Here is a 21,477-nt window from a genome sequence, read left to right on the forward strand (position 1 = left end):
TCGTCCGCAGATCGCAGGCTGCGGACGACCGACGTTGCCGAACCCTCTCCCGGAAACCGCCACCGACCCGGCCTCCGTGACGCCGGGAGCCCGTCGCGTCGACTGGCGCGGGCGCAGCCTCGTCTTGCTGCAGTTCACCCTGCTGGCCTGCATCGCCAACACCCTCGCGATGCAGCTCCCGGGCAGCACCCCGTTCCTCGTCGGGAACATGGCGGCCGTTGCCGTCGCGATGCGCTTCGGCCTGCGCATGAGCCTGCCGGTGGCGCTGGTCGCCAGCGGCATCACCGGAGACGTGCATTGGGTCTCGCTCGCCGTGCTCGAGTGCATGCTCGTCGCACGGTGGCGGCTGCAGCCATGGAGCCCCTTCGGGCTCTGGTGGCGCGTCTGGCTGCCGCTGTCGCCCGTGGCCGCGTGGATCACCCTGCCCGCCGGCATCAACGATCCCTGGCTCTGGCTGGTCGGGTTCGCCGTGGTGCTCGCGACCGGCGCCACCTCCATCGTCGGTGGCCGCCAGCTCGCCAGCGTCACGCGCTCGAGGCGGCAACGCGCAGGCCAGCCCATGGCCCTGCAGCTTTCCGTCCAACTCTCCACCCTGATGGCCGCCCCGGCGACGGTCGTCATCGCGATGCTGGTGCAATGGGGACACCAGGTCGACGTACAACGCACGGCCTTCTTCATCGACGGCAAGGCCGAGCAGCTGGCGGTGGGCACGTCGGAGGAAGTCCGCCGTCACCGCGATGCCGTGGCGCAGGCCGCACTCACGGTACCTAGCCTCGGCGTGGCGCCCGTGCTGCAACAGGTGTCCTCGGTGCAACCGGGATTCCTCTCGCTGCTCGGCGCCGACGCCCTCGGCCAGGTGCAGTACTCGATGCTCCGGGGCGAAGCGCCACGGCAGCGCGCCAGCGACGTTTCCGACCGCGCCTACTTCCGGGAAACCGTCGCGCGCGGCGAGCCCACCGTCTCGCCGGTGTTCCAGGGCCGTGGCATCGGCAGCGACCTGATCGTCGCGGTGGCCGCGCCCATCCGGGCGAACGATGGCCGTATCGATGGCGTATTGCAGGGCTCCCTCGCACTCGGACAGCTGGTGCTGGAGGAACGCAACCGCCTTGATGCCGCGGCCTTGCGCTATGCCGTCAGCGATGCCGTCGGGCAGATCGTGATGTCGAGCCTCCCCGACCTGCCGGTCAAGACCGGCTCGGTGATCGCCCGCGGACGCCTTGAAGGCCATGCCGCCCAGCCGTGGTGGGCGCAGCGCCTCTATGCGGCTCCCAAGTTGGTGTTCGATGCCAATCAGCAGTTCCTGGTGGCCGTACACGACGTCGATGGCATCGCCTGGCAGGTGCGCGTGCTGCAGCCATTGCGTCCACTGGAACGCCGGCAGACGTTTCGCTCCCTGCTGGCCGCCGTCCTCGTGCTGACCCTGATCGTCGGACTGCAGCGGCTCGCGCGGCACTTCGCCGAGAGCCACGTGCGCGGGCTGGCCCAAGTGGTGGAGCGGCTGCGGGGGCTCGACCCCTCGCGGAACGGCTCCCGGTTCGCCGGCGCGATGGAAGCGAGCAGCGCCGAACTGTCGGAACTGATCCACGATTTCGAGGCGGCCGAGTCGCGGCTGCAAGCGATGCACGCGGCACTCCGCGACGCCGCCGAACAGCAGCAGGCGCTGAATCGCGAACTCGAGGCGCGCGTCGAAGACCGCACCATCGAACTCCGCCAGGCCTTGTCGCGCGCCGAGCATCTGGCCGCGGCGAAATCCAGCTTCCTCGCCAACATGAGCCACGAGCTGCGAACGCCGCTCGCAGCCATCCTCGGTTACTCGGAACAGGGCCTTCGCGACGACGCACGTCCCGGCGAGATGCGGCGCAGCCTGCAGACGGTCGTGCGCAACGGCCGCCACCTGCTCGAAATCGTCAACGACGTGCTCGATGCCAGCAAGATCGAAGCCGGTCAACTGCGCGTGCAGCAGCAACCGGTCGCGCCGCTGCCGCTGCTGGGCGAGGCCATCGAGCTGCTTCGTCCGCGCGCCCTGGAAAAGAACCTGCAGCTCGTGCTCTCGGCGCACTGGCCGCTGCCGGCGAAGGTGCTGGCCGACCCGCTGCGCCTGAAGCAGGTTCTGCTGAACCTGCTCAGCAACGCCATCAAGTTCACGCCGCAGGGTTTCGTCGCGGTGCGCATTCGTGCCGACGCCGCCACCCGCCAATGGTCGATCGAGGTCGAGGACACGGGCATCGGCATGGACGCGGCGCAATGCGAGCGCGTGTTCCAACGCTTCGAGCAGGCTGATGACTCGACCACGCGGCGCTACGGTGGCACCGGGCTCGGCCTGTACATCTCGCGCCAGCTCGCGCGGCAGATGGGCGGCGACCTGACGGCCACCAGCACGCCGGGCACCGGGAGCCGATTCCTGCTGACACTGCCGATCGGCCTCGATGCGCCCTGGCTCGAGGACGGCGAAGACCTCCCGACGACCGAAACGCCGGTGCCGCGCCAGACGCCGCGCCTGCGCGGCCGGGTGCTGCTGGCGGACGACGTCGACGACCTGCGCGCACTGCTGCGCGCCACGATCGAAGCCACGGGCGCGGAGGTCATCGAGGCCGTGAACGGCCGGGAGGCGCTGGACCGCCTCGCCGCCGCGGCGCCGGATCTCGTCCTGATGGACATGCACATGCCGGTGATGGACGGCCGCGACGCGGTGGCGCAGCTCCGCCGCGATGGTTATTCCATGCCGGTCTACGCCTGCAGCGCCGACGTGATGGAGGACGACGTCGCGGCATTCATCGCGCTCGGCTGCAACGGCGCGCTCGCCAAGCCGGTCGACATCGACGCGCTGCACGCCGTGCTGGCACGCCACCTGCTGGCGGCCGACACGCCGGCACCGATGGCACCTGCGCCCTCCCCCATCCCGGTGGCCCCCAGCACCCCGGCGGCGGCGCCCGACCCCTTGGCCGCGGCGCTGGCCCAGATCCGCCAGCGCTTCATCGCCAAGGTGCCCGAGGAGCGCGCGGCCTTGGCCGAAGCCCTCCAGCTCGCGTCGGCAGGCCAGGGCCGGGAGGCCCTCGTGCAGCTCGCGCATCGCCTCAAGGGCAGCGCCGGCACCTTCGGCTTCGACGCGGTGAGCAGCGCGGCGGGCGCCCTCGAACGGGCGGCCAAGGGGCCTGCGGAACCCACTGAGGGGCTCGCGGCGGCGCTCGACCATGAACTCGCCGCCCTACAATCCGACCGGTCGTCGACCCATCCGAAGGACGCCCCACCGTGAACCTGCGCCCCCTCCGCCACATCCTCTGCGCCGATGACGACGCCGACATGCGGATGATCCTCGAGGTCGCGCTCGGCACTCTGGGCGGCTGGCGGGTCACCCTGGCCGCGGACGGGGAGGAGGCCATCGCCGCCGCGCGCTCCGACCGGCCCGACCTGATCCTTCTCGACGCCTCGATGGCCGGTGGCATGGGCGGCGCGCAAGCCCTCGGCGTGCTCCGCTCCGACCCCGAACTGGCCGCGATCCCGGTGGTCTTCGTCACGGGCCTGGCGACGGACGCCGATCGCGCCTCGTTCCAGCGTTTCGGTGCCGTCGACCTGATTGCCAAGCCTTTCGACCCGCTGACCCTCGCGGCGCGCGTGCGGGCCATCTGGCAGGACCTGCCGGGCTAAGCCCGGATTCCGGGCAAAAAAAAGCCAGGAGCTCCCCCCGGAACTCCTGGCTTGTGTTCCGGCCCTCCTGGCTGCGACGCTCTCGCGCGGCTGCCACGCCCCCCGGCGCTGGAATATGGCTGGAACGTTTCCATGATGCCTCAACCACAACGATTGCGCATCATGAATTTGTCAATCGCCGTCAAACCGTGCCGCGCATCGCACCCCGGGCCTGAGCCGCGCCGAGGCGGGGCGGGTTAGCGGCCGCCGCCGGCTAGGACGAAGCGCGAGGCGATCTCCGAAAGCTGGTGGGCTTGGTCGTTCATGGACTGCGCCGAAGCGGCCATCTCCTCCACGAGGGCGGAGTTGGCCTGGGTCGACTGGTCCATCTGGGTGACGGCGTTGTTGACCTCGCCGAGGCCCTTGGCCTGCTCGATGCTGGCCGCGGTGATCTCGCCGATGATGTCGGCCACCTTCTGCGACGAGCCGACGATCTCGCTCATCGTGCGGCCCGCGCGCTGCGCGACATTGGCGCCTTCCGCGATCTTGGTCACCGACTCGTTGATGAGCTGCGCGATCTCCTTCGCAGCCGTCGCCGAGCGCTGCGCCAGCGCCCGCACTTCCGCGGCGACGACGGCGAAGCCGCGCCCCTGCTCACCGGCGCGTGCGGCTTCGACGGCCGCGTTCAGCGCGAGGATATTGGTCTGGAAGGCGATGCCGTCGATGGTGGTGGTGATGTCCGCCATGCGCCGCGAGCTGTCCTCGATGTCGCGCATCACGCGCACCACGGCCTCGACGGTCTGGCCACCGTCGCCGGCCACTTCGGCGGCGCGCGTGGCGATCTGCTTGGCCTGCTGCGCGTGTTCGGCGCTCTGCTTGATCGTCGCCGTCATCTCCTCCATCGCCGCGGCGGTCTCCTCGATGCTGGCGGCGGCCTGCTCGGTGCGCTTGGCGAGATCCATGTTGCCGGAGGCGATCTCGGCCGCGGCATCGCTGATGGCGCCGACCGCCTGCTGCACCTCGCCGATCGCCTGCGCGAGTGCTTCGGCCGTGGCATTCGCGTTGCTGTTCAGCTCACCGAAGCTGCCCCTCATCTTCGCGTTCGAGCGCACGGTGAGATTGCCTTCCGCGAGCGCGGCCATGGTGCGCTGCACTTCGTCGATGGCCTGCGCCGTGAGGTCCATCAGCGAGTTGAAGATGCGTGCCAGCTCGGAGTAGCGGTCCTCGCTCGCACTGGCTTCGACGCGGGCGGTGAGGATGCCGGCGGCGGCTTTCTGGGCCACGTTGCGCAGCTGGTGGCGGAAGTTCGTGTCCGCGGTGCGGTCCTGCCACTCGAGCGCGGTACCGATGCGCTGGCCCGCGGCATCGAACACCGGTGTCGCTGCAAGGTCGAAATGCATCTCGCCGAGCGAGAGGCGGGCCCGATGCGTGGCCTTGAGGCCGACGATCAGGTTGCGCTGCTGCCCGGGTTCGCCATCGAACGGGTCGAAGGCGCTGCCCATCACCCGGTCGGCGCGGAAATCGGGCTGGCGCTCGCGAACCGCCGCTTCGCCATCCTTGAGCACCTTGGCGACCGCCGGGTTCACGTAGACGATCTTCCCGTCGGCGTCGGCGATCATCATGCCGCTGGTGGCCACGTCGAGCGCACTGCGCACGCGGGCGTTCTCGGTGGCGATCTCGCGCTCGCGGTCGATGCGCTCCTTCAGTTCCTTTTGCATCACGCCAAGGGATGCGAGCAACCTCGCGAACTCGTCGTTCCCGGTGACTCGAATCGCTGCGTCTAGCTCCAACTTAGCGATCCGTTCCGCGACGGCCTGGGCGTAGGAAATCGGAGCAACGAAGCGGGAAGCCATGAAGGACGAGGCAAAGACGGCAAGGACGCCCACAACGAGCGCGGCGATCGACAGCACCCAGAACAGGCGCGTCGCCGGGGCAAACGCCACGGCCGTCTCGTAATAGGCGCGCAACCGCCAATCGACCCCGGAGCCAACGGACACCACCTGCTCGATGAGCAAGGCGGGGCGGCCGGCCGGAGAAACACCCAACGTATCGTCGCCATCGGCCATCGCGGGGATCCGCAAGGGATTGGCTTCCGAGAACGAGGCCGCGACGGTATGGGTCTCCGCCGCCAGGCGCGAGTCGGACCGCAGTCCGTCGTCCGCCCCCACGAGGACAAGGTCCTGGCCGTCGCTCAAGCCCGCGGGATTGCCGGCGATGCGTGAGACTCGATCCAGGCTCACCTGCACGATGGCCACGCCGACGGTTTCCCCCTCGATGCGGACCGGAGCGGAGATGAACATCGCCGGCGCTTCGTAGCTCGGCGCATAGCGGGCGTAGTCTTCGACATGGGCCACGCCTTCTTCACCGGCGTCCCGTGCGGCGCGAAAGGCCTTGGCGAGGCCGGAATCCCTGAAGTCGCCTTCCATGAGGTTGGTGGCGTAATCCAGTTCCTTGTAGACGCTGTAGACCAGCCGGCCATCCATGCCGACGAGGAAGATGTCGTAGTACTCCTGCCGCTGGAGATGGCTGCGGTAGATGGGATGGAACAGACGGTGCGCGTCGGCATAGGCGCCCCGCTGCTCTGGCGAGATCAGCGCGTCCTTCTCACCGAGGGGCGCCGGATTGGCTGCGATGAAGACGTCCTGGAGGGCGACGGCGGCTGGCTCGAGCCTCGACGCGAATCCGTCCTTGCCGCCCCAGGACCCGCCGGTGCGCTCGACGTAGCGACCATCGAAATCATCCGCCACGAAGGCGTCGACGCGTTCTGAGGCTCCCGGCGCCGGCGCCATCTGCGCGAAGGCCGCCTCGAACTGCCGCAGCGCCCGTCGCGTCATCTCACTTTCGGAGAGCGCAAGCACATCGTTGCGGACGGTAGAAAAGTAATCCTCGACCTGCTGGGCGCGGAGATCGACCTGCGTTCGCATCTGCTCGCTGGCGAGATCCTCCAGCTGCGCTTTTGCTCCGCTGTAGGCGAACCACGTCAGGCCGGCCATGGGGATGACGGCGAGCGCCAGGATGATGACCGTCAACTTCGCACGAACGCTTTGGAAAAAGGCCGCCACTTGCATTCCCCCCGGGTGAGCCAACGATGGCTTATGTCCAGCAAAAGCTAGCGATCCGAACCTCGTCCCCCGAAACCCGTGAAACCTCGGCTCTTGGATAGCCATCACACAACCTAGGGAGTTGAATCGCCTCTCCACAGTCAGAGCGTAAATCCATTGCCGAGTCCAGCAATGCGTCAGGGCTCACGTTTTGACCGGATTCCACCGCTGGCTTCGACGCGCCCTTCATCCCATGCGTCGCCGAAAACGACGTCCGCCTGGTTCGACACTCGCCGCCTGCACTGTCAAGGCGTGCCAAGGCGAAACCGACCGACGAGCGCCGTGCGCCGCGCTCCCGCATCGCAGGCACAGTCGATCTTGCCGAGGTAGAGCGCCGGGCGACCCGGCGCAGCGCCCTCAACAACACCACTCCACGCGGAGGCGAGCGCGTGCGCCTCCACGGCGGGAAGCACGCGTGGCGAGGCCGGGCGCAGGCTTGCGCCGACACCGGCCATCAATCCCAGCCAAGCCGCCAGCACGAACCACGCGCTGGCGGGGCGGGCGGTCACTCAGAACTCGGTCCACTCGCCCTCGGACGCGCTATCCGACTTGCCCCGCGAAGCCCCGGGTTTCGGCGTCTCGACGCGCGGCGCCGGACGCGCCGCCGGCTTCGCGGCGGCCTTCGGCGCGGGTGCTGCGGGGGCGGGCTTGGCCGGAGCACGCGGTGCCGGGCTGGTGGCGCGCATGTTACGCGTGCCGCCGGTGGACGGCGCGGCCATGGCGCTGCCGGCCGAGCGAGCCGGCGACGCTGCTGCAGCGACCGGCGCGGCGGTATCGGCGATCTTGAAGCGGCCCACCGCCTCGGCGAGCTGCTGGGCCTGGTCTTCCATCGAACGCGCGGCGGCGGTGGCTTCCTCGACCAGCGCGGCGTTCTGCTGCGTGGTCTCGTCCATCTGCGTGATGGTCTGGTTGACCTGCTCGATACCGGTGCTCTGCTCGGCCGAGGCCGCGCTGATCTCGGCCATGATGTCGGTGACGCGCTTCACCGAGCCGACGATCTCGGCCATGGTGGCGCCGGCTTGCTGCACGAGCCGCGAGCCCTCGCCAACGGTTTCCACGGAGGCTTCGATCAGCTCCTTGATCTCCTTCGCCGCCTGCGCCGAACGCCCGGCGAGGCTGCGGACCTCGCTGGCGACGACCGCGAAGCCGCGACCCTGCTCGCCGGCACGCGCGGCTTCCACCGCCGCGTTCAGCGCGAGGATGTTGGTCTGGAAGGCGATGCCATCGATGGTGCTGATGATGTCGGCGACGCGCTTCGACGAATCCTCGATCTCGCGCATCGTGGTAACGACCTTGCCCACCACTTCGCCGCCCTGCTCGGCGACGCCGGCGGCGCCGCTGGCGAGCTGGTTGGCCTGGCGCGCGGAATCGGCGTTCTGCTTCACCGTGGCGGTGAGCTCTTCCATCGAGGCGGCGGTCTCTTCGAGGTTGGCCGCCTGCTGCTCGGTGCGCGCCGACAGGTCCTGGTTGCCCGCGGCGATCTCGGAGGCCGCGGTGTTGATCTGGCCGGCCGCCATCTGGATCTGGCCGATCAGCGAACGCAGCTGGGTGACGCTGCCCTCGATGCTGTCGCGGATCTCGGCGAACTGGCCTTCGTAGTGGCCTTCCATCTTCGCCGTCAGGTCGCCCTGCGCAACGAGACCCATCACGCGGCCGATCTCGGTGAGGGTCGAGCGCGTTCCGGCGAAGCCGGCGTTCAAGGCCGTCGCCAGCGTCAGGAAGAAGCCGCTCTTGCCGGCCTCGGCGATGACCTTGGAGAAGTCGCCGCGGGCCGTGGCCTGCACCACGCCCTGCACTTCGGCTTCCACCGACACTTCGTCGGTGCGATCGCGCCAGTCGACGAGGATACCGAGGCGCTCGCCTTCGGCATTGCGGATCGGCGTGGCGCTGAGCTGGAAGATGCGGCCGACGAACTCGCGCTCGACCACCTGGGTGTCAGTAATGGCTGCCAGTGCGTCGGCGGCCAGCACGTCGATGCCGGTCAACTCGCCGAGCGAGGACCCGACGAGGTTCGCGGCGGTGAAGCCCGGCGCGCGCTGCGCAATGCGCTCCTCGAGGTCAGCGAAGCGGTGCGAAAGCGAGCCGTTGGCATAGATCACCTGGCCGCCGTCGTCGGCGATCAACACGGCCGCGCTGGCGCTGTCCAGGGCGTTCTTGATGCGCAGGCTGGCCTCGGCGACAAGGCGGTCGGCCTCGATGCGGCCGTTGAGGTCGTTCTGCATCCGGTTCAGCGCCGCCAGCAGGGCGCCGATCTCGTCATTGCGCTTGGTGTCGATGACGTTGTCGAGCTTGCCGCCCGCGACCGCGTTGGCGATGGTCACCGCCGAGTTCACGCCCTTCGAGATGGCGCGGGCGATCAGCAGGGCGAGCACGATAGCCAGCACGATGGCGACGAGCAGGCTGGTCCAGATCACGCCCTGCGCGGTCTTGTAGGCCTCCTCGGCCCCCGTGCGTGCGGCGGTGGAGCCCTGGATGCCGTGGTCGACGCGTTCCTGGATCAGCGTGGCCACTTCCTCGTACTTGACGCGGTTGTCGGCGAGGAACATGTCCAGCGCCTCGTCGACGAAGCCCATGTCGTAGGCCGAGGTGACCTCGCCGGTGTTGGCGACGTAGGCCTCCCAGGCGGCCTTGATCGCAGCGACCTTGGCCTTGTCCTCGTCAGTGACGGAGGTGGTCTCCAGCGAGAGCAGGAGATCCTCGAAGTTGAACTTGTGGTTCTCGATCTCGCCGCGCGCGGACTCCTTGGCCTCTTCCGACGTGCGGAGCACGAGGCTGAAGTTTTGCAGGCGGTACGCAGAGGCCTCCGACTTCAGGTCCTGTGCCGTCGTCAGCTCCACCATCCAGCGCTGCGTGATCTCGGTGGTGGCGTCATTGAGCGTGCCGAGGCCGCGGAAGGCACTGACCGCCAACACGATGATGAGGACGACGACCACGCCGAAGGCGAGCAGCAGTTTCGGGGCGATCTTGAGGTTGCGCAGCCAGTCCATTCGGAATCCTTGCACTCGAATGTGGCCCCCGGCCCGAAAAGGCCGGAGGAAAACGGATTACTTGACCTTCAGGTTGCGCGCGCCGCGCACGACGATCTCGGGGCGGCCGTTCGAGGTGCGGATCTCGCCGGTGACGCAGACCGTCTTGCCGGTCAGCGTGTCGGGCGCCGGATTGAAGTCGCCGCGATCACGGCCCCAGATGCGGGCCGAGAACTTGTGGCCGGGGAAGTTGCCGCCCATGAAGAGGAAAGTCGGCTGGCCTTCGGCGTTCTCGGCGTAGCGGGCGCCATCGACGACGCCACACACCGTGCCTTCCTTGCCGACGAAGCCATTGGCCTCGGTGACCGGGATCTCGCCGCGGATGCGGTTGCTGCCGGCCTGGGCCAAGGCGGGAGGACTGGACGTGGCGCAGAGCCACACGACGCACAACGCAGCGACACCGGAACGGATGTTCACAACGTACCCCCTTGGTCTATTCGCCGGGCAGACCCGGACGCTCAATGCATGATGAACCTATCCAAGCCGTGATCGGCGGCGCCCGGACAGGCTTGAACGCGAATTGACGATTCCCCTTCGGGGGGATCGTGGCACAGGGCACGACGCGCCGCGAGGGGCGCGTCGCCCTTCGGCCGATTCCGTCACGAGACCTTGAGGTTGCGGGCCCCGCGGACGACGATCTCGGGCCGGCCATTGGCCGTGCGGATGTCGCCGGTCACGCAGACGGTGCGGCCGGCCAGGGTCTCGGGCGCCGGGTTGAAGTCGCCGCGGTCGCGGCCCCAGATGCGGGCCGAGAACTTGTGGCCGGGAAAGTTGCCGCCCATGAAGAGGTAGGTCGGCTGGCCTTCGGCGTTCTCGGCGAAGCGCGCGCCATCGACGACGCCACACACCGTGGCTTCCTTGCCCACGAAGCCGTTGGCCTCGGCCGCGGGGATCTGTCCGCGGATGCGGTTGCTGCCGGCCTGTGCGCTGGCGGACGAGGCGACAACGAGGGTGGCGACGACGGCGGTGCAGAGCAGGAGGGTGCGCATGACGGTTTCCTTTCGGTCGAATGAGTTGGCACAGCGGGTGAACCGATGCTGGGCCGACGCGCCCTGCGCTTGCCAGCGCCGACCTCGCGTTCCGTGACGGGCTTGGCTGGGGCGTTGTTCATTCCGTGACGGAGTTCGACGCTTATGCTGGACGCATGACGGCATCCCCCCCCCTCGTCCTGCGCGCGACGCTGATCCTGTTCGCCCTGCTGCTCGGCGGCTGCGCCAGCCGCCAGGGGCCGGACCTCGAGACGCTGTACGCCCGAGCGGCCAGCGACCCGAGCCAGCCGCCCGTCATCGTGATCCCCGGCCTGATGGGCTCGCGACTCGTCGACCGCCGGACCGGGGAGGAGCAATGGCCCGGCTCGCTTTCGACCATGGCCTTCAGCGACTACGCGCGGCTCGCCCGCATCGGGCCCGACTGGGAGACGGACGACGGCCTTGTGGCCGGACCGCTGATCAGGGAGCTCGGCGGCCTCGACATCTACGGCCAGCTGCTCGGCACCCTCGAAGGTGCGGGCCGCTTCGCCCCCGGCGAGCCCGGCCACCCGCCGACCAATGGCTGGCGACGGCGCTACTACACGCTGGCCTACGACTGGCGGCAGCCGAACATTGTTGCGGTGCGGCAGCTGCACGCGCTGATCGACCAGATCCGCGAGGATTTCGGCGACCCGGGCCTGCGCGTGGACATCATCGCCCACAGCAACGGCGGGCTGATCGCCAACTACTACCTGCGCTACGGCCCGGACGATGTGCTGGAGAGCGCCCAGCCGCAGCCTTGGAGCGAAGGCGGGAAGCGCGTAAGGCGGGTGGCCATGCTGGGCACGCCGAACCTCGGCTCGGTGTCCAGCCTGCGGCGGTTGCAGCAGGGCTTCCGCTTCGGCCTGCGCACCGTGCCGATCGAGGCCCTCGCCAGCTTCTCGACCGTGTTCGAAACCCTCCCGCATCCGCACACCCAGGTGGTCCACGACCGCCAAGGCCGCGCCCTGCCGTTGGACCTCTACGACCCCGCCATCTGGCGCGACAACCGCTGGTCGGTGTTCTCGCCCGCGGTGGAGGCGCGCGTTCGCGAGGCCTGGGGCGAAGGCGCGGAAGGGCGGCTGGTGCTCTCGGTGATGCAGGCCAACTTCGAGCGCAACCTGCGCCGCGCCCGCCGTTTCAACGAAGCCCTGGCGCGCCCCTTCCCGTCCAAGGGCGTGCGCATGGCCGCCTTTGGCGGCGACTGCGAGCTGACGCTGTCCGGCGCCGTGTTGGAGACGGTGGATGACCGCGCCGTGCTGGCCTTCGAGCCGGGCGAGATCGACGCGCCGGCCGAAGGCGTCGACTACGAGGGCTTGATGCGCGCCGCCGGCGACGGCCTGGTGACGCGCGAATCGCAGGACGCCGGCGCGCACGGCTTCGTGCCGCTGCGGCAGACGTTCTTCCTGTGCGAGAACCATGGCCGGCTGCTGGCGAATCGCTACTTCCAGAACAATCTGCTGAACTTTCTGCTCAGCCCCTAGTGGAGCGACCGATGAAACGGATGTCATGGCGCGCGTGGATCCGTCACTCCGCCACGTGGGTCGTCGCGGGCTGCCTTGGGGCAGGCCTCGCCCTGCTGGCGAGTCGGAGCCCGCCCGAGGTCAGCTCGCCCGAACCGGCTGCGGAACAGGCACGCGAAGCGGCCGCTGCCGAGGAGATCTCATCCCGGCTTCAGGACACCGTGCCCGTGCCAGAGGCGGCAGCGATGCGCCGATTCGTGCCGATGGCGGACGAGTCTGAGTCGTGGATCTCGCCGGACGAGGTGTCGATTGCCGACCATGCGGCGATCCGGCGCTTGGCCGAGGCGGGTGATGCCATCGCCGCGACCAAGCTCTACTTGCTGCTCTCCGAATGTCACCAGCTCCAGCAGCCGGACCCCTTCGTCGAGTCGGATGCGTCCATCGAGGCCTATCGAGGGACCGGGGTCGACGTCCAACGGATGCTGCGCGAGCGGGAAGCGAAACTCGAGGCATGCACGCGATTGAACCTCCCGCCGGACGAGCTCAAGGGCCGAGGCCGATGGCTCGCGGTGGCGGCCGAGGCCGGCTTCATCCATGCGCAGCTGATCTTCGCCTCCCATCCCGAGGCCGTCATCGGCGGGCCGCGGGAAATGCTGCAGGATCCGGCCGCCGTCCAGCGCTACCGCGTCGACTCGATGCGGTTCCTGACCGAGGCCGCTGCCGCCGGCAGCCCAAGCGCACTGAGCATGTTGGCCGACACATACAACCACGGGATCATCACGACGCGCGATCGCGCCATGGCGCACGGGCTGTTGCTGGCCGCCACCCAACTCCATCCCGATGCGCGGCGCTTCGGTTGGGGAGAGCGCTACCGCGACGGACTCAGCCCCGAGGAGTTGAGCCGGGCGCGACGGATCGCCGAGGCCTACGTGCGATCGGTTCGAGGCTCCTGACAAGCTCGCCGTTATGCCATCGGCGTCGCGCGGGGCCCGCTAGAATCGCGTCATGACCTCGCCCCGCTCTCCCCTCGACGCGCTGAAACCGCTGGCCGGCCGCCTGCTCGAAACCGCGCTCAACCGCGCCCTGTCGCTCGACCCGGAAACGCGCGCCGCATTGGCGCGCTTGGACGGCCAGCGCCTGCAGCTGCACATCGAATCCCCGCCGCTGGCGATGGAACTGCGCGTCGACGGCGAGGCACTGCGCGTCGGCCCGGCGCAGGGCGAGGAGCCCGACCTCTCGGTGCGCGCCGGGATCGGCGCCCTGCTCGGCCAGCTGCCCTTCCTGAAGTCCAGCGGAGCGACGCCGGTCGGCAAAGTGCGGATCAGCGGTGACGCCGAACTGGCGCGCCAGCTGCAGCGCCTGGCCGAAGGCTTCGACCCCGACTGGGAGCAGCCCTTCGCCGACGCGCTCGGCCCGGTGATCGGGCCGCAGGTGGCGAAGGCCGTGCGTGCCGGCCTGCGGGAGGCGCGCGTGCAAGGCGGCGCCTTCGCCAAGGCCGGTGCCGATTACCTCACCGAGGAATCGCGCGACCTCGTGCCGAAGGCCGAACAGCAGGCTTTCTTCGATGACGTCGATGCCTTGCGCGACCGCGTGGAGCGGCTGGCCGCCCGCGTCGCGCGCCACCACGCCTCGGGGGCCACCGGATGATCGCCGCCCCGCTGCGCGCGCTGCGCATCGTCCGCGTGCTGTTCAAGCACCGGCTCGACGCCCTGCTCGAGGGCACGCCGTTCGCCAAGCTGCGCTGGGTGCTGCGCCCGCTGGGCCGCGGCACCTCGGAGACGCCGCGTGGCGAGCGCCTGCGCGCCGCACTGGAGGAGCTGGGCCCAATCTTCGTGAAGTTCGGGCAGATCCTCAGCACCCGCCGCGACCTGCTGCCGCCCGACGTGGCCGATGCGCTGGCCCTGCTGCGCGACCGTGTGCAGCCCTTCGACGGCGCGGAGGCGCGCCGCATCATCGAGGCGCAGCTCGGCCAGCCGATCGATGCGCTGTATGCCGAGTTCGACGAAACGCCGCTGGCCTCGGCCTCGATCGCGCAGGTGCATGCCGCACGGCTGCGGAATGCCGATGGCAGCGCCGGCCGCGCGGTGGTGGTCAAGGTCGTCCGCCCCGGCATCGACGCCCAGATCGACGCCGACCTCTCGCTGCTGAAGGCGCTGGCCGAGGTGGCCGCGAAGACGCACCCGCGCGCCGACAAGATCCGTCCGCACGAGGTCGTGGCCGAGATCGAAACCACGCTGCGCGGCGAGCTCGACCTGCAGCGCGAGGGCGCCAACGCCTCGGTGCTGCGCCGGTTCTGGCTCGATAGCGACGACCTCTACGTGCCCGAGGTGTTCTGGACGCATTCGCACGAGCGCGTGCTGACGCTCGAACGCGTCACCGGCATTCCGTCGGACGACATCGCCGCCCTCGAAGCCGCCGGCATATCGCGCGAGAAACTCGCCGCCAAGGGCGTGCGGGTGTTCTACACGCAGGTGTTCCGCGACAACTTCTTCCACGCCGACGCACACGCCGGGAACATTTGGGTCGACGACGACCCGGCGCGGCGCGACAACCCGCGTTTCATCGCGCTGGACTTCGGGATCATGGGCCAGCTCTCGGCCAACGATCAGTACTACCTCGCCGAGAACTTCATGGCGATCTTCCAGCGCGACTACCGCCGGATCGCCGAGCTGCACGTCGAAGCCGGCTGGATGCCGGCGCACCTGCGCCTCGATGATCTGGAGGCCGCCACGCGGGCGGTCTGCGAGCCTTACTTCACGCGGCCGCTGGCGGAGATCTCGCTCGGCGAGGTGCTGGTGAAGCTGTTCAAGACCGCGCAGCAGTACGAGCTGACGCTTCAACCCCAACTCATCCTGCTGCAGAAAACCCTGCTCAACATCGAAGGCGTGGCCCGCCACCTCGACCCGAAGCTCGACATCTGGGCGGTGGCGCAGCCGGTGCTCACCGAGATCCTTAAGAAGCGCTACAGCGCGGCGTGGCTGGCTGAGGAATTCAAGAAGCGCCTGCCCGAGATCATCACTCGCGCGCCGGAATTCCCGCGACTGATCCACGGTTTCCTGTCGCAGCAGGTGGAAGGCCGGCACCGCATCCGCATCGACTCCACCGACATCGCCGAACTGGCGCGCATTTCGGCGATCAACCAGCGCGCCGCGGTGTACGCCATCCTCGGCGCCGGCCTGATGATCACCGCCGCGGTGCTGTTCGGCTTCGACGCCGGCGGCCCGGCCTGGGGCGGCGTGCGCGCGGCGACCTGGATCGCCGGCGCGGGCGCGCTGGCCTGCTTCGTCGCCGCCTGGCCGCGGCGGCGATGAGCGGCACCGACGCGGAAAGCACGCCCGACGACCTCGCGGTGCCTGTGCTCTACGCCGACGCGCAGCTCGCGGTCGTCGACAAGCCGGCACGCCTGATGGCCCACGACAGCGGTCTCGCCCGCGGCGAGAACGACTTCCTCGCCGACCGCCTGCGCGCGCAGTTCGGCCGGCCCGTGCATCTGATCCACCGCCTCGACCGCGCGACCTCGGGTTGCCTGCTCCTCGCCTTCGACAAGGACACGGCCCGCGCCTTGGGTGAGCAGTTCATGACCCGCGCGGTCGAAAAGACCTACCTCGCCGTGTGCCGGGGTTGGCCGGAGCCCACGGAAGACCTGATCGACCACCCGCTCGACGGTGGGCCCGGCAAGCCGGAGAAGAAGCCGGCGCAGACGGCGTACCGGGTGCTGGCCACCGGCGCGATGCCCTGGGCCTACGGCGAGCACACCGAGTCGCGTTTCGCCCTCGTGGAATGCACGCCGCACACCGGGCGCTTCCGGCAGATCCGGCGGCACCTGAAGCACCGCCACCACCACCTGATCGGCGACACCAGCCACGGCGACGGTGCGCGCAACCGGATGTTCCGCATGCACCTCGGCGTGCACCGCATGCTGTTGCACGCGTGGCGCCTTGCCTTCACGCACCCGGTCGACGGCCGGCGCATGGCCGTGGAGGCGCCGCTCGACGCCGAATTCGTGAAGGCCCTGGCCGCGCTGGGCTGGACGACCGCCCTCGCCTCGTGACGCAGGGCAGCTTGAATCGTCATGGGCCGCGCCCTAGCCTCGGCGCATGGTCCGTTTCGCCGCCCTCGCCGCCGTCGTCCTGAGCACGCTGCTCGGCAGCGGCGCGTCGCCCGTCGAGGCACAGGCATTGGCGCAACGGGCGGCGGAGCAGACGGTCCGCTTTCCCGGCCGCGCCGAAGAACCCGGCGACCTGCGCGGCGTGTTCGCTTCCGACTTGCTGGCGCTAGTCCTTGATCGCGCCGACGAGGGCTTCCGCCTCGAGATCGTCGGCGGCATGAACCAGCCGCGGCGTATCCAGGCCGCGCACGAGGGTCTCGTCGACGTGGTGACGCTGCCCCACCACGCGACGGCGAAATCACGCCTGATTCCCGTGCGCCACCCCCTCCAGCGCGGCCTACTCGGCGTGCGCGTGCTGCTGGCGCGCCCCGAGACGGCTGAGCGCCTGATGACCGTCGCGTCGGTCGAGGAGCTGAAGCGCGACTACGTGATGGGCTACGGCGCGACCTGGCTGGACCGCGAGGTGATGGCCGGCCTCGGCTTCCGCATGGAATACGGCAGCCGCTACACGGGGCTGTTCGAGATGCTGCGCGCCGGCCGCTTCGATTACCTCACCCGCGGTGTCGGCGAGCTGCACGCGGAGCGCCAGCAGCCGCAACTCGCGGGCTCGGGGCTCGTGGTGGTGCCGGGCATCGCCCTCTACTACCCGCTCGACCACTACTTCCACGTGTCGCCGCAGCGCCCGGCGCTGGCGCGTTCGATCCAGCGCGGCTTCCAGCGCGCGCTGGCGGACGGCAGCTATGCCGCGCTGTTCGAACGCCACTACGGCGAGGCGATGCGGGAGATCGGCCTGAGCGAACGCAGCATCGTCCACGTGCTCGGCTACCCGGTGCCACGCGACACGCCGCTCGAGGAATTCGACGTGCTCGGGCTGGTGCGCTCGCGGGGCGTCTTCCAGCCCTTGGGCGAGCCCGTGGACGCGGAGTAGCGGCGATGCGGCGGCCAGGGCTCGTGCTTCCCATGCTGCTCGCCGCATTGGCGCTCTGCCCGGCGCTACCCGTCGCCGCGCAGTCCGCGACGGCGGCGCCTGCGGTCCGCGAGGTGCGCTTCCCCGGTCGCGGCGAGCCGGGCGACCACCGCTTCGACTTCAGCGCCGAGCTGCTCGTGCTGGTGCTCGAACGCGCGGGCGGCGGCTGGAACGTGACGATCATCGAAGCCATGAAGCAGCCGCGTGCACTGCAGGCGGCGCGCCAGGGCGACGTCGACGTGGTGGCCCTGCCCAACCTCGCCTCGGACCGCAGCCGGCTCATCGTCGTGCGCAAGCCCCTGCGCCGCGGCCTGCTGGGCATGCGGCTGCTGCTGTCACGCCCCGCGGATGCCGAACGCCTGATGGCGATCGAGAGCCTCGAAACGCTGAAGCGCGACTTCGTGATGGGCTATGGCGACACCTGGATGGACCGCGAGGCCTTGACCGACCTCGGTTTCCGCCTGTCGACCGGCAGCAACTATCCGGGCCTGTTCGACATGCTGCGGGCCGGGCGCTTCGACTACCTCCACCGCGGCATCAACGAATTGGGGCCGGAATTGGCCAATGAGCGGCTGGCGGGCCGCGACCTGGTGGTGGTGCCGGGCATCGCCCTGTACTACCCGCTGGACGACTATTTCCATGTGACGCCGCGGCGGCCGGAGCTGGCCCGGGCCATCGAGCGCGGCTTCGAGCGCGTGTTGGCCGACGGCAGCTATGCCGCGCTGTTCAACCGCCACTTCGAGGCCGCCATGCGCGACGCGAAGCTGCAGGAGCGCAGCATCATCCACGTGAGCGGCTACCCGGTGCCGCCGGGCACGCCGCTCGAGGATTTCGACGTGCTCGGCCTGGTGCGCTCGACGGCGGTGTTCAACCCGCCGTCGATCAACGCTCCACGATAGCGACGACGCCCATCCCGCCGGCGGTGCAGACGGAAATCAGCGCGCGGCCGGAGCCCTTCTGCTTGAGCAGCTTCGCCGCCGTCGCCACGATGCGCGCGCCGGTGGCGGCGAACGGATGGCCCAGGGCCAGCGAGCTGCCCACCACGTTGAGCTTGCTGCGGTCGATGCTGCCGAGCGGCGCGTCGAGGCCGAGCTTCGTCTTGCAGAACTCGGCGGATTCCCAAGCCTTCAACGTGCACAGCACCTGCGCGGCGAAGGCCTCGTGGATCTCGTAGAAATCGAAGTCCTGCAGCGTGAGGTTGTTGCGCGCGAGCATCTGGGCCACGGCCCAGGCCGGGGCCATCAGCAGGCCGTCGCCGTGCACGAAATCGACCGCCGCCACCTGCGCGTCGCGCAGGTAGGCCTGCACTTCGAGGCCGCGCGCGGCGGCCCACTCTTCCGAAGCGAGCAGGCAGGCCGAAGCGCCGTCGGTCAGCGGCGTGGAGTTGCCGGCCGTGAGCGTGCCCTTGCCCGAGGTCTTGTCGAACGCGGGCTTCAGCGTGGCGAGCTTCTCGGCGGTGGTCTCCGGGCGGAGGATGTTGTCGCGGTCGACGCCGCGGAACGGCACCACCAGGTCGGCGTAGAAGCCGTCGGCGTAAGCCTTGGCGGCCTTGCTGTGGGATTCGAACGCCAGCTGGTCCTGGTCGGCGCGGGTGATGCCCCACTCCTTGGCCATGATCTCGCAGCTTTCGCCCATGCTCTTGCCGGTGCGCGGCTCGGCGACGCCGGGGAACTCCGGCGCCAGCTCCTTGAACGAGAAGCCCTTCAGCAGCGCGCCAATGCGCGCGCCGGCGGTCTTCGCCATGTTCATGTTGAGCAGGCGGCGGCGGAAGCCCTTGCTGTGCACGATCGGCACGTCCGAGGTGGTGTCGGAGCCGCCGCCGATGCCGGCGTCGATCTGGCCCAGCGCGATCTTGTTCGCCACCGTGATGACGGTATCGAGCGAGGTGCCGCAGGCGCGCTGCATGGTGATGCCCGGCGTGTAGGGCGACAGGCCGGAAGAGAGCGCGGCCTCGCGGCCGATGTTCCAGTCGCTGGAATGCTTGAGCACGGCGCCCATCGCCACTTCGCCCAGCTGCACGCCATGGAGGCCGAACTTCTCGACCACGGCGCCAACCGCCTTGATCGACAGGCCGAGGTTGCCGACGTCGTAGTAGGCGGTGTTGTTGCGGCAGAAGGGGATGCGTTGGCCACCAAGGATGGCGACGCGGCGGGCGGGACGGGGATTCATGGACACGGGACTCCGGGAGACATCAGGCCGCGACGGGCGGCCAGAGATGGGGATGACGGTGCCAGATCGCGTCGAGCCATGCGATATGGATGGTCACTTCGGGCGGCGGGCCGGGCTCGGCGCGCCAGCGTTCCAGCATCGTCGCCGGGTGCAGGCCGCCGATCAGCACTTCGCAGGCCTCGGCGAAGCACTGCACCCAGCGCGGCGAGAAGCCGATGTCGGCGCGCGAGGCTTCGAGGCGGGCGGCGACGGCGGCGGAGCCGGCGCTGAGCGTCGAGGGGTCGAGGGGCAAGGGCGACGGCGCCGCGGCCGGCAGCGGATGCTCCGGCTTGCGCGCCACCATGCCGACCAGATGCGCATCGGTGTGCTCGAAAACGAGTTCGAGGCCGGCGGCACGCACGTACAGGCGCAGCTCCTCCGGCGTGCAGAACTGGTTGCGGGCCACGTCCTTGCGCTCGGCCGCGTCGCCGCGGGCGACCTGGTCGACCTCGTAGGCGAAACGCTGCCAGCCGACGGGGTGCGAGAGGTTCCAGTGGTCGAAGTAGAACAGGCCGCCGGGCTTCAGCACGCGGGCCACATCGCGCAGGTAGAGGACCATGTCCTCCTTGTCCATGTGGATGAACACGGCCACGCAGTAGCCCTTGTCCATCGACGCGTCGGCGAAGGGTTTCAGGTGCGGGCCATCGACCGCGCTGGCGGTGGCGCCGGGATGCGATTCGACGCGCGCGCGGGCGAGGCCCGCCATGTTCTCGGCGATGTCGATGCCGTGCCAGACGGCGACGTGGCCGGCGAGTTGGGCGCCGATGCGGCCCACGCCGCAGCCGATCTCGAACACCCGATCGGAGGGCAAGAGTTCCAGGGCGGCATGGACCTGCGACGCGGTGAACGCACCAGTGGCGGCGAGGACGGACTCGTCGGCGCTGCCATCGACGGCGGCCATGCCGTCGGACAGCGTGGCCGAGCGCGCATTCCACGCGGCTTTGTAGCTTTCGGGGGAGGAGGACAAGGCGCAGGGCCGGTGACTTTGGACCACAATAGGGTAGACCGACCCGCCGAGCCGCCCAAGCCCATGAGCCGAATGCCGACCCCGGAAGTGCTGACCACCCTGGGCGTGATCGCCATCGAGCTGGCCGGCGAGGCGCCGGTCGGGCGCAACGCGCTGCCGCAGGCCGAGGCCGGCGACTGGGCGGCGGGGATCGCCGCCGACCTCGCCCGCGTGGTCGCGGAAACCGCCTCCCTTGATCTCGTGGTCGCTGCGGCGCTCTACGACCCGTCGGAAATCCTGCGGCCGAACGTGCCGCGCCACGCGCTGCTGGAGTCGTACGCAGCTCGCGTGCCGGGCGAGGCCGGTGGCCGCGTGATCGCCTTCGGCGCCGGCGCGGACGGCCTGCCCACCGACCTCGCGCCGCAGGGCGATCTCGCTGGCGGCCCGCTGCGCGTGCTGCCCTTCCTACTGCGCGGGCCGGCCGAAGCCGTGAAGCGCGTCGGGGAAGCCCTCGAGGAGCGCCTGCTCGACACCGGCATGGCCAACGCCGGCACGGCGCTGGCGACGCAGTCGGCCTTCGGCCTGCGCGTCGAGCACATGCGCTACCTCACCCTGCACGACCTGATGGCGATGATGGCCATGCAGTACGAGCACGCGGGGCTCGCCGGCCTGTGGCCGATGATCGAGGCCGCGCTGTTCGGCGATGACGAAGAACTGTGGCTCGACGCCCCGCCCGAGCCGCTGGTGCGCTACGCCAACGGCGCGGCGCAGATCGCGCTGATCGACGCCGACGCCTGGGCGCTCGGCGGCTTCGTGCCGCCCGGCGTGGACGCCGGCAAGCTGGGCGCCGAGGGCATGGAGCGCCTGTTCGAGCACTTCGAAGCCCGGCAGCGGCAGATCGCCGCGGTACTGGGCGCCCATGGCCTCGAAGTGACCTTCGCCCACTGCCCGGTGGGCAAGGACGCGCGCGCCATCCTTCGCGGCTGAGTCCTGACGCGCTGCGTCACCAATTCGGGCCTCGCCCGGA

General features: G+C 69.8%; 17 protein-coding genes. 10 read left to right on the plus strand and 7 right to left on the minus strand.

What is annotated here, in order from left to right; genetic code table 11:
• Positions 1-34 precede the first annotated feature (34 nt).
• Both ACIQ6S_RS09990 and ACIQ6S_RS09995 read left to right on the plus strand, forming a co-directional pair.
• Positions 35-3,253 carry an ATP-binding protein gene (locus tag ACIQ6S_RS09990; protein ID WP_397608232.1) on the plus strand — a complete coding sequence of 1,073 codons (3,219 nt, stop codon included), beginning with the start codon at positions 35-37 and terminating at the stop codon, positions 3,251-3,253.
• The gene (locus ACIQ6S_RS09995) at positions 3,250-3,645 is read left to right on the plus strand and encodes a response regulator (protein WP_397573896.1); all 396 of its coding nucleotides are present in this window, start codon (positions 3,250-3,252) and stop codon (positions 3,643-3,645) included. Before ACIQ6S_RS09990 ends, ACIQ6S_RS09995 begins: the two co-directional genes overlap by 4 nt.
• Before the next feature lie 236 nt (positions 3,646-3,881).
• Here the strand turns inward: ACIQ6S_RS09995 and ACIQ6S_RS10000 are convergent, their stop codons facing one another.
• The 5 genes from ACIQ6S_RS10000 to ACIQ6S_RS10020 form a co-directional block, all read right to left on the minus strand.
• Positions 3,882-6,653: a methyl-accepting chemotaxis protein gene (locus ACIQ6S_RS10000; protein WP_397608233.1), complete on the minus strand. Its 2,772-nt coding sequence runs from the start codon at positions 6,651-6,653 to the stop codon at positions 3,882-3,884.
• A gap of 317 nt (positions 6,654-6,970) precedes the next feature.
• Positions 6,971-7,234, minus strand: coding sequence for a hypothetical protein (locus ACIQ6S_RS10005; protein ID WP_297865206.1), 264 nt, complete (start codon positions 7,232-7,234; stop codon positions 6,971-6,973).
• A complete protein-coding gene (locus ACIQ6S_RS10010; protein ID WP_397608234.1) occupies positions 7,235-9,712 on the minus strand; it encodes a methyl-accepting chemotaxis protein in 2,478 nt (825 codons plus the stop codon). It abuts the gene before it with no gap.
• Positions 9,713-9,769: 57 nt separating this feature from the next.
• Positions 9,770-10,168: a hypothetical protein gene (locus ACIQ6S_RS10015; protein ID WP_397608235.1), complete on the minus strand. Its 399-nt coding sequence runs from the start codon at positions 10,166-10,168 to the stop codon at positions 9,770-9,772.
• Between the two features lie 182 nt (positions 10,169-10,350).
• Positions 10,351-10,740, minus strand: coding sequence for a hypothetical protein (locus tag ACIQ6S_RS10020; RefSeq protein ID WP_397608236.1), 390 nt, complete (start codon positions 10,738-10,740; stop codon positions 10,351-10,353).
• Between the two features lie 155 nt (positions 10,741-10,895).
• On the opposite strand from ACIQ6S_RS10020, the gene ACIQ6S_RS10025 reads away from it, so the two are divergent.
• The 7 genes from ACIQ6S_RS10025 (at position 10,896) to ACIQ6S_RS10055 (ending at position 18,195) form a co-directional block, all read left to right on the plus strand.
• Positions 10,896-12,242: an esterase/lipase family protein gene (locus ACIQ6S_RS10025; RefSeq protein WP_397608237.1), complete on the plus strand. Its 1,347-nt coding sequence runs from the start codon at positions 10,896-10,898 to the stop codon at positions 12,240-12,242.
• A gap of 236 nt (positions 12,243-12,478) precedes the next feature.
• Positions 12,479-13,174 carry a hypothetical protein gene (locus ACIQ6S_RS10030; protein ID WP_397608238.1) on the plus strand — a complete coding sequence of 232 codons (696 nt, stop codon included), beginning with the start codon at positions 12,479-12,481 and terminating at the stop codon, positions 13,172-13,174.
• A gap of 52 nt (positions 13,175-13,226) precedes the next feature.
• Positions 13,227-13,868, plus strand: a complete 642-nt coding sequence (locus ACIQ6S_RS10035; RefSeq protein WP_397608239.1) for an SCP2 domain-containing protein — start codon at positions 13,227-13,229, stop codon at positions 13,866-13,868.
• The gene (gene ubiB, locus ACIQ6S_RS10040) at positions 13,868-15,532 is read left to right on the plus strand and encodes a ubiquinone biosynthesis regulatory protein kinase UbiB (protein ID WP_397608277.1); all 1,665 of its coding nucleotides are present in this window, start codon (positions 13,868-13,870) and stop codon (positions 15,530-15,532) included. Before ACIQ6S_RS10035 ends, ubiB begins: the two co-directional genes overlap by 1 nt.
• The gene (locus tag ACIQ6S_RS10045) at positions 15,529-16,272 is read left to right on the plus strand and encodes a pseudouridine synthase (RefSeq protein WP_397572886.1); all 744 of its coding nucleotides are present in this window, start codon (positions 15,529-15,531) and stop codon (positions 16,270-16,272) included. Before ubiB ends, ACIQ6S_RS10045 begins: the two co-directional genes overlap by 4 nt.
• 46 nt (positions 16,273-16,318) lie before the next feature.
• Entirely contained in the window at positions 16,319-17,257 is a 939-nt protein-coding gene (locus ACIQ6S_RS10050) for a hypothetical protein (protein WP_397608240.1), read from the plus strand.
• 32 nt (positions 17,258-17,289) lie between these two features.
• Complete coding sequence (locus tag ACIQ6S_RS10055; RefSeq protein WP_397608241.1) at positions 17,290-18,195, plus strand: hypothetical protein; 906 nt, start codon at positions 17,290-17,292, stop codon at positions 18,193-18,195.
• Here the strand turns inward: ACIQ6S_RS10055 and ACIQ6S_RS10060 are convergent.
• Both ACIQ6S_RS10060 and ACIQ6S_RS10065 read right to left on the minus strand, forming a co-directional pair.
• A complete protein-coding gene (locus tag ACIQ6S_RS10060) occupies positions 18,179-19,465 on the minus strand; it encodes an acetyl-CoA C-acetyltransferase (RefSeq protein ID WP_397608242.1) in 1,287 nt (428 codons plus the stop codon). The genes ACIQ6S_RS10055 and ACIQ6S_RS10060 overlap by 17 nt on opposite strands.
• A gap of 22 nt (positions 19,466-19,487) precedes the next feature.
• Positions 19,488-20,471: a class I SAM-dependent methyltransferase gene (locus tag ACIQ6S_RS10065; protein ID WP_397608243.1), complete on the minus strand. Its 984-nt coding sequence runs from the start codon at positions 20,469-20,471 to the stop codon at positions 19,488-19,490.
• A 63-nt stretch (positions 20,472-20,534) separates the two neighbouring features.
• On the opposite strand from ACIQ6S_RS10065, the gene ACIQ6S_RS10070 reads away from it, so the two are divergent.
• A complete protein-coding gene (locus ACIQ6S_RS10070) occupies positions 20,535-21,437 on the plus strand; it encodes a hypothetical protein (RefSeq protein WP_397572879.1) in 903 nt (300 codons plus the stop codon).
• Positions 21,438-21,477 lie beyond the last annotated feature (40 nt).

The sequence above is a fragment of the Silanimonas sp. genome (assembly GCF_044377035.1).
Classification (GTDB): Bacteria; Pseudomonadota; Gammaproteobacteria; order Xanthomonadales; family Xanthomonadaceae; genus Silanimonas.